Genomic DNA, 6,930 nt, shown 5'->3' on the forward strand with positions numbered 1-6,930 from the left:
GGCCGGCAAAAATGCCCCGAATCATCCATTCGGGGCATTTTTTATCAGCCTAGCTTGTCGAACAACAAGCGCGCCGCCGGGGTCAAGCCCAGCATGTGAATGCAGGCATGCACCATGCCCGGCAGCCGCTCACAACGCACCTCTACACCCGCCTCCTGCAACCGCTGGGCATAAAGCTCGGCCTCGTCGCGCAACGGATCGTATTCGCAACTGAGAATGGTCGCCGGGGGTAACCGCTGTAACCTTGGGGCATGCAGTGGCTCTGCGTAAGGATCCTGTGACTCGTCCGCGTTGCCCAGATAGGTGTCCCAGCAAAACTCCATCACTTCCCGCGTCAAATAATACCCTTGCGCATACTCCTCATAGCTTGCGGTATCCATCGCACGACTCAATGCCGGATACAGCAACAGCTGATGCTCAATCTGCGGCCCCTTACGGTCACGGGCCGATAACGCCACCGCCGCGGCCAGGTTACCGCCTGCGCTGTCGCCGCCTACCGCCATGCGGGCAACGTCAACGCCCCACTCATCGGCCCTTTCCACCACGCCGCACAAGGCCTGATACACGTCTTCGAGCGGCCGCGGATAGGGATACTCAGGCGCCAACCGGTAGTCAACCGACAGGATTAATCGCCCGGTGGCATTGGCCAACGCCTGACAAGGCCGGTCGTACAGCGCCAGCGATCCCAGACACCAGCCGCCGCCGTGGGCATACAGCATCGCAGGCAAAGGCTCATCCGGTGTCGCCCCCACCGGCGTATAGGCACGAATGGCGATAGCCTGCCCGTCGTCAGCGGTCACCCAACCATCACGGACGCCACCGCTGGCTTCGGCTTCGCCCTGCAGCGCCAATAGCCCGGCCTGGGCGGCCTCTCGCATCTCACCGAGCGATGCAGGCGCCGGTGCCTGCGCAGCCTCCGCCAGAAAACGAGCAATCAGGGGATCAAGCGGCATGGTTCTGGCTCCCTGACAGGAAGGGGAGCACCAACGCGATAAATTCCTCGTGGCACTCTTCGGTAATGAAATGGCCACAGCCGGCCACGGTTTCTCCTCGCAGATCCACCGCGTTGTCGCGCAACGTGACGAAGGGCGCGTCGCCGGTGGCGTGTTCTGCACCAATGGTCATCACCGGCATGGTCAGCCGAGTCTCCGCCCGCCGCTGGTTTTGGCGGATGGTTTCCGGAATGGCGCGGTAGTAGTCAAAACCGGCCCGCAGGCTTCCCGGTGCTGAATAGGCGGCAATATAGGTTTCCGCCGCCACCCGATCCCGGCGATAGGACCAGCGGTTAAAGATATAGCTGAGATACTCCCTCTCGCGGCCCAGCGTTAACGTCTCCGGCAGATCCGCCAGTTGGTTGAACATGAAGTGCCACAGGAAAATATTTTGATCTGCCGGGACAAAAATCGGTGGCGCCGGTGCCAGGCCGGGGATCACCGCCTCCGTCAGCACCAGCCCCGTCACCGCCTGCGGGAAGTCGCTCGCCATCGCATAGCCAACCCACATGCCGATGTCATGGCCAATCAGTTGATAACGATCATGCCCCAGTTGCAGCATGGTCTGGTGCAGCGTCTCGGCAATGCTGCCGGTGTCATACCCACCGATCGGCTTGTCCGAATCGCCGATGCCCGGCGGGTCTACCGCTATCGCTTTAAAACCCGCCGCCGCCAGCGCTTGCATGACATGACGCCAGGTAAACCAGGTTTGCGGCCAGCCTGGGATCAGCAATACCGGCTGCCCTTCGCCCAGTGTGACGCAGTGGATGCGGTTACCCTTTACCCGCGCATAGACGTGTTCCGGCTCAGGTCCATTGGTCATGGACCCGTTATTTTGCAGTGTCATTGTTGTTCTCCGTCGTGGAATTGCGTGGCTCAGCGCAGGCCGAGCAAAGTGTTGATTTGCTGTTGATCAACCGGCGCGCCGGCGAAGTCATCAAACACCTTGTCGGTAACATTGATGATGTGATCACGAATAAAGGCGGCACCTTCGCGGGCCCCATCCTGTGGATGCTTCAGGCAACACTCCCACTCCAGCGTCGCCCAACCGTCGTAACCGTGCTGCGTCAGCCGGGAGAAGATGCCCTTGAAATCCACCTGGCCGTCGCCCAATGAGCGGAAACGTCCGGCGCGCTCGGTCCATGACTGATAACCGCCGTAAATGCCCTGTCGCCCGGTGGGATTGAATTCGGCGTCCTTGACGTGGAACATGCGAATGAAATCCTTATAAATATCGATGTAATCCAGGTAGTTCAGCTGCTGCAGCACGAAGTGGCTCGGATCGAACAGGATTTGGCAGCGCGGGTGTCCGCCAACTCGCTGATGGAACATTTCAAAGGTCACACCGTCGTGCAGGTCTTCGCTGGGGTGGATTTCATAACACAGGTTCACCCCCTGTTCATCGCAGGCGTTGAGCACCGGCAGCCAGCGTTTGGCCAACTCATCGAACGCCGTTTCGATCAGACCCACCGGGCGCTGCGGGAACGGGAACAGATAAGGCCAGGCCAGTGAGCCGGAAAAGGTGCCCATTTCGGTCAGGCCCAGCCGCGCTGAGGCTTTGGCCGCCAGCAGCAGTTGCTGGTGCGCCCACTCGCTGCGCGCCTGCGAATTACCGTGCAGCTCCGGTGGCGCAAAGCTGTCGCACAATGAGTCATAAGCCGGGTGCACCGCCATCAACTGACCGAAAATATGCGTCGTCAGTTCGCTGACCACCAGCCCCTGTTCTGCCAGCATGCCGATCAGTTCGTCGCAATAGGTCTGGCTTTCTGCCGCGGTGGCCAGATCAAACAGACGGCTGTCCCAGGCGGGGATCTGCAGGGCTTTAAAACCGGTTTTCGCCGCCCATTGGGCGATCGCCGGCAGGCTGTTAAAAGGGGCAGTGTCGTCACTGAACTGGGCGAGATGCAGGCTTGGACCTTTCAGGGTTTTCATCATAAACTCCCATTGTTTGTCGATTGACAAACAATGGGCTCAAATGAATCTCCCGGCAAGCGAATTTTAAAAAATCGTTGGTATTACAGTGGATTTAAGCGATCCTGTTTTACTGAACAACTGAGGACAGGAACGGAGTCATGGCAGGCAGACCACGCGAATTCGATCGTGAACAGGCGTTACTGAAAGCACGAGACTTGTTTTGGCGTCAGGGGTACGAAGGCACCTCGATGTCGGATTTGGTGACCGAACTGGGCATCGCTTCCGCCCGTATTTATAAGGCGTTCGGCTCGAAAGAGTTGCTGTTTCGCGAAGCCATTGCCCACTACGAAAGCCTCGAAGGCGGGTTTGCCGACCGTGCCTTTAGTGAAGAAAACAGCGTGCGCTCGGCGATAAAACGCATGCTGGATGACGCGGTGGCGCTCTACAGCCGCGCAGACCTGCCGCAAGGGTGTATGGTGGTTTCCTCCGCTGCCAGCGTCAGCGACGAAAACAGCGGGATCAAAGCCTGGCTGGCGGAACATCGTCTGCTTCGCACCCAAGGCATTGTTGATCGGCTGCACGCGGCCGTTGCCAGTGGTGAACTGCCGCCCAATACCGACGCTAACGCCCTTGGCGACTTTTTTGCCGCCTTCTTGCACGGCCTGTCGGTTCAGGCGCGTGATGGCGTTAGCCCGGCAAGGTTGGAAGCGGCGGTCAAGATTGCGCTCGCCACGCTGGATTGATCACTCCGGCAAATCAAAAATCACCAGGGTGCCCTGGCTGCCCGCCAGCACCCGATGCGGTACACCGGCGGCGGCCTGATACAGTTGCCCGGCATTGACCGTTATGGTCTCTCCCTGTACTTCCAGCCGCAACTGCCCGGCGATCACCAGCAGTCCCTCATGGTAGTCGTGCACCTCATCGGCAATCGCACGCTGATCCATCCGCAGCACTTTGATATTGGCCGCCCCCACCTTTCCAAGTACGCTGGAGCGCCACGCCTGCGGCAGATCGGCGGCCAGCGCAGTAAGATCGAATAATGACATAAACCCTTCTCCAGCAAGCAGCGCCCTTCGCTGCCACGGCAATTTACCTCCTGGCGCGCCAACGGCTAAATAACCTTTGCTTTTAACCTATAGCCAGGCGGCTCAAACCGGCACCCGGCGGCTGATCTCCACCACCTGATCGCTGGGCAGATAATAGTAATCCGTCACATGCATACCGTTGCGCACCATCAGCGCAAAAATGTTGCGCTGCCAGGCTGGCAATCTGTCTCTGGCTTCACGGCGCACCACGCTTTCATGCCCCAGATAGTAGGTGGCGTCGTCAAAGTTGAGCCCGGTTTTCTGCGCCTCCACATGCTGTAACAAGCGGGGAATATTGGGCCTTTCCATAAAGCCATAGCTGGCTACCGCGCACCAGAAACCCGGCGACTGCTGTCGCATCACCAACCGTTCGGCATTCGTTACCCGCGGTTCGTTAACTATCATGATATGCAGCGCCAGCACATTGGCGTGCAGCGAACCGTTGCGTTTAACGTGCCATTTCATTACCGGTGGCGTGCCGGTTAACGTTCGGGTCAGAAAAATGGCGGTGCCCGGCACTCTTGGGATGTTACGTTCCTCCAGCTGCGCCAGAAAATCCGCCTGCGGCAGGCTCTTTTCCCCGAGCGTCCGAGAGGCCGCCAGCACTCCACGATGCCAGATTAACATCACCCCATAAACCAGCGTGGCCATCAGCAAAGGGACATAACCGCCCTGCATGACCTTGCTGAGGTTAGCCAACAGGAAGCTGAGATCGACGATAAAGAAGCCGCCGGCAACCAGCAGGCTGGCGAGGGTTCCCCAGCGCCATACCTCGCGCATGGCCACAAACAGCAGCCCGGTGGTCATGATCATGGTGAGAGAAACCGCAATACCGTAAGCCGCGGCCAGATTGTCGGAAGACTTGAAAAACACCGTCAGAAATACCGTCACCGCCATCAGCAACCAGTTGATGGCACCGATATAGATTTGCCCGTAGCTCTCCTCGGTGGTTTGCTTCACCCGCAAACGTGGCAACCAACCCAGTTGGATTGCCTGACGGGTCATGGAAAAGGCGCCGCTGATGATCGCCTGGCTGGCGATAATGGTGGCCAGGGTCGCCAGGATCACCAGGGGGATTTGCAGCATCGGCGGGCACAGGCGGAAAAAGATATTCTGGGTGACGTCGGCACCGGAGAGGATCAGCGCGGCCTGCCCGGCATAGTTCAGTAACAGGCTGGGGAAGACGATACCAAACCAGGCCAGCCAAATCGGTTTTTTGCCGAAATGGCCCATGTCGGCGTACAGCGCCTCCGCGCCGGTGACGCAGAGAAACACGCCGCCCAGCACCAAAAAGCTGGTCAACCCATTGGAAAACAGAAAGTGGATGCCGTACAGCGGATTTAATGCCATCAGCACCGCCGGATGCTGAACAATGCCCCAAATACCCAGCACCGCGATAGAGAAAAACCACAGCGCCATGATCGGTCCGAAGACTTTGCCGATGCGTGCCGTACCCAACGGCTGAATGGCAAACAAGCTAACCAGGATCAGCACCGCCGCAGGCAAAATATAGGGTTTCGACTCGGGCAGCACGATGTTCAGCCCTTCCAACGCTGACAGCACTGAAATCGCCGGGGTAATCGCCCCGTCGCCGTAAATCAACGCCGCACCGAACAGACCGGCAAACAGCACCATCGGCCGGGCCTTTTTCTTGCTGACCAACAACGACATCAACGCCATAATGCCGCCTTCGCCGCGGTTATCGATGCGCATGGCAAACATGGCGTACTTCAGCGAGGTGACGATCACCAGCGTCCAGAAAATCAGCGACAGCAGGCCCAGGATCACCGGCGCGGACGGCGCATCCCCCGAGAGATAGAGCACGGTTTTCAGGGTGTATAACGGGCTGGTGCCGATATCACCAAACACTACGCCCAGTGCGCCACCGGCCAGCAGCGGCAGGCCCGTTTTCGGCGTCTGTTCCGGTTCATTCCCTGCGCTCATTGACGTCTCCAGTATTCACCATTGCGGTTTATTCAGGATAGTCAGTTCAGGCGGCTAGCGTGTGCCTGTCAGTGAGATAACCTTCAGTTTCCCGCCTCTTTCAGCAGCCAGTGTTGCAAATTCAGCCCCTCGGGCGACAGTTCGTTGTCCTGGCGTACACACAGGTAGTAATCGCGACCGTCGTCAATCGCCAGATCGAACAATTTAACCAGTTCGCCGCTGTTGAGATAGGGTTCGATCAGGGGTTCACGCATCAGCGCGCAGCCCAGGCCCGCCTGTACCGCCGCCAGCGTTAACAGGCCGTCCTCGAACATCGGGCCGGTACTGCGCAGCGGCCGCTTGACGCCGGCCAATTGAAACCACTGCATCCAGGTTGCACGCTCTTCGTCGTGCAACAGCGGCAAGGGTGCAAGCTGCTCTGGCATGTCCAACAGCCCGTGCAGTTGGATAAACCCACGGCTGCACACCGGCACCATTTTGCCGGACATCAGTTTTTCGCTGCGATAGCCACTCCATTGCCCCGAACCAAAGCGAATCGAGATATCTGCCGCGTCGCTGAGGTAATTGCGGTGATTGGCATACACCACGTTGATGTCGATTTCGGGATTCTCGCGCAGAAAGCCGCGCAAGCGCGGAATGAACCACCCCATGCCAAACAGCGGGATCAGGCTGATGGTCACCTGCCGGGAAGCCGACTGCTCACGCACCTGCTCCGTTGCCTGACGCAGCACGTTAAATGCCGAGCGGATCGAACGGTAATAGTCCCGCCCTTCGTTGCGCAATATCAACCGGCGCCCCTGACGCTCGGTCAGCGGCATTTGCAGAAAGGCCTCAAGCGTTTTGAGCTGATGGCTCACCGCCGATGGCGATATTTCCAACTCTTTCGCGGCGGCGCTGATGCTCCCCAGACGGGCGATAGCTTCAAAGGTCCGTACGGCGCGCAGCGGCGGATCGTTTGGCAACGGCACATTGTATTGTTCTGTTTTTTTCATATG

The 6,930-nt window shown here is 58.8% G+C and carries 7 protein-coding genes; 1 reads left to right on the forward strand and 6 read right to left on the reverse strand.

What is annotated here, in order from left to right; translation table 11 throughout:
* Window positions 1-44: 44 nt before the first annotated feature.
* The 3 genes from H5P17_RS15020 to H5P17_RS15030 are packed head-to-tail and all read right to left on the reverse strand — an operon-like array spanning window position 45 to window position 2,924.
* Window positions 45-953: an alpha/beta hydrolase gene (locus H5P17_RS15020; RefSeq protein WP_182823729.1), complete on the reverse strand. Its 909-nt coding sequence runs from the start codon at window positions 951-953 to the stop codon at window positions 45-47.
* Window positions 943-1,839 (reverse strand): alpha/beta fold hydrolase, encoded by an 897-nt coding sequence (locus tag H5P17_RS15025; RefSeq protein WP_182823731.1) that lies wholly within the window; start codon window positions 1,837-1,839, stop codon window positions 943-945. The genes H5P17_RS15020 and H5P17_RS15025 overlap by 11 nt, the downstream gene beginning before the upstream one ends.
* A gap of 29 nt (window positions 1,840-1,868) precedes the next feature.
* Window positions 1,869-2,924, reverse strand: a complete 1,056-nt coding sequence (locus H5P17_RS15030) for a sugar phosphate isomerase/epimerase (protein WP_182823733.1) — start codon at window positions 2,922-2,924, stop codon at window positions 1,869-1,871.
* 140 nt (window positions 2,925-3,064) lie between these two features.
* On the opposite strand from H5P17_RS15030, the gene H5P17_RS15035 reads away from it, so the two are divergent.
* Window positions 3,065-3,649 carry a TetR/AcrR family transcriptional regulator gene (locus H5P17_RS15035; RefSeq protein ID WP_182823735.1) on the forward strand — a complete coding sequence of 195 codons (585 nt, stop codon included), beginning with the start codon at window positions 3,065-3,067 and terminating at the stop codon, window positions 3,647-3,649.
* Here H5P17_RS15035 and H5P17_RS15040 read toward each other — a convergent pair whose 3' ends face one another.
* From H5P17_RS15040 to H5P17_RS15050, 3 genes are all read right to left on the reverse strand, one after another.
* Window positions 3,650-3,952 carry a cupin domain-containing protein gene (locus tag H5P17_RS15040; RefSeq protein ID WP_182823737.1) on the reverse strand — a complete coding sequence of 101 codons (303 nt, stop codon included), beginning with the start codon at window positions 3,950-3,952 and terminating at the stop codon, window positions 3,650-3,652. It lies immediately after the preceding gene.
* A 102-nt stretch (window positions 3,953-4,054) separates the two neighbouring features.
* Window positions 4,055-5,935, reverse strand: coding sequence for a potassium transporter Kup (locus H5P17_RS15045; RefSeq protein WP_182823739.1), 1,881 nt, complete (start codon window positions 5,933-5,935; stop codon window positions 4,055-4,057).
* 83 nt (window positions 5,936-6,018) lie between these two features.
* A complete protein-coding gene (locus tag H5P17_RS15050) occupies window positions 6,019-6,927 on the reverse strand; it encodes a LysR substrate-binding domain-containing protein (RefSeq protein WP_182823748.1) in 909 nt (302 codons plus the stop codon).
* Window positions 6,928-6,930: the final 3 nt, after the last annotated feature.

Origin of the sequence: Serratia sp. OS31 (genome assembly GCF_014164835.1) — a bacterium.
Lineage (GTDB): Bacteria > Pseudomonadota > Gammaproteobacteria > Enterobacterales > Enterobacteriaceae > Serratia > Serratia liquefaciens_A.